This is a genomic window from Streptomyces sp. NPDC043812 (assembly GCF_056436245.1).
This window is the reverse complement of record NZ_JBWKCY010000073.1, coordinates 1907-3673: the sequence shown is the minus strand read 5'-3', so window position 1 is coordinate 3673 and position 1767 is coordinate 1907. Positions and strand designations below refer to the sequence as shown.

At 57.6% G+C, this 1767-nt stretch carries 1 rRNA gene (running past one end of the window); it reads right to left on the bottom strand.

Annotated elements, in window-relative coordinates:
- A 23S ribosomal RNA gene (locus AC067Z_RS38510) occupies positions 1-1709 on the bottom strand; it reaches 1483 nt to the left of the window's first position.
- Positions 1710-1767 lie beyond the last annotated feature (58 nt).

The window sequence follows — 1767 nt, the reverse complement described above, 5'->3', positions numbered from 1 at the left end:
TACGTACGTCCTACACCCTTACCCCGGGACAACCACCGCCCGGGCTGGACTACCTTCCTGCGTCACCCCATCGCTTACCTACTACCACCTTGGGTCAGCGGCTCCACCACTCCGACCTCGTCCGAAGACTCAGCCGGCGGCTTCACGGCCTTAGCATTAATGGGCTCGATATTGGGCGTTTCAAAGCGGGTACCGGAATATCAACCGGTTGTCCATCGACTACGCCTGTCGGCCTCGCCTTAGGTCCCGACTTACCCTGGGCAGATCAGCTTGACCCAGGAACCCTTAGTCAATCGGCGCACACGTTTCTCACGTGTGTATCGCTACTCATGCCTGCATTCTCACTCGTGAACCGTCCACAACTCGCTTCCGCGGCTGCTTCACCCGGCACACGACGCTCCCCTACCCATCCCAGCGGGCGTTGGCCCTCATGCTGGAATGACACGACTTCGGCGGTACGCTTGAGCCCCGCTACATTGTCGGCGCGGAATCACTTGACCAGTGAGCTATTACGCACTCTTTCAAGGGTGGCTGCTTCTAAGCCAACCTCCTGGTTGTCTCTGCGACTCCACATCCTTTCCCACTTAGCGTACGCTTAGGGGCCTTAGTCGATGCTCTGGGCTGTTTCCCTCTCGACCATGGAGCTTATCCCCCACAGTCTCACTGCCGTGCTCTCACTTACCGGCATTCGGAGTTTGGCTAAGGTCAGTAACCCGGTAGGGCCCATCGCCTATCCAGTGCTCTACCTCCGGCAAGAAACACACGACGCTGCACCTAAATGCATTTCGGGGAGAACCAGCTATCACGGAGTTTGATTGGCCTTTCACCCCTAACCACAGGTCATCCCCCAGGTTTTCAACCCTGGTGGGTTCGGTCCTCCACGAAGTCTTACCTCCGCTTCAACCTGCCCATGGCTAGATCACTCCGCTTCGGGTCTTGAGCGCGCTACTGAATCGCCCTGTTCGGACTCGCTTTCGCTACGGCTTCCCCACACGGGTTAACCTCGCAACACACCGCAAACTCGCAGGCTCATTCTTCAAAAGGCACGCAGTCACGACTGCATGTGCAAGCACATACAGCGACGCTCCCACGGCTTGTAGGCACACGGTTTCAGGTACTATTTCACTCCGCTCCCGCGGTACTTTTCACCATTCCCTCACGGTACTATCCGCTATCGGTCACCAGGGAATATTTAGGCTTAGCGGGTGGTCCCGCCAGATTCACACGGGATTTCTCGGGCCCCGTGCTACTTGGGTGTCTCTTAAACGAGCCGTTGATGTTTCAGCTACGGGGGTCTTACCCTCTACGCCGGACCTTTCGCATGTCCTTCGCCTACATCAACGGTTTCTGACTCGTCTCATCGCCGGCAGACGATGAAAAAGAGATCCCACAACCCCGCATGCGCAACCCCTGCCGGGTATCACACGCATACGGTTTGGCCTCATCCGGTTTCGCTCGCCACTACTCCCGGAATCACGGTTGTTTTCTCTTCCTGAGGGTACTGAGATGTTTCACTTCCCCTCGTTCCCTCCACACTGCCTATGTGTTCAGCAGTGGGTGACAGCCCATGACGACTGCCGGGTTTCCCCATTCGGAAACCCCCGGATCAAAGCCTGGTTGACGGCTCCCCGGGGACTATCGTGGCCTCCCACGTCCTTCATCGGTTCCTGGTGCCAAGGCATCCACCGTGCGCCCTTAAAAACTTGGCCACAGATGCTCGCGTCCACTGTGTAGTTCTCAAGCAACGACCAGCCACCCACCACCCCA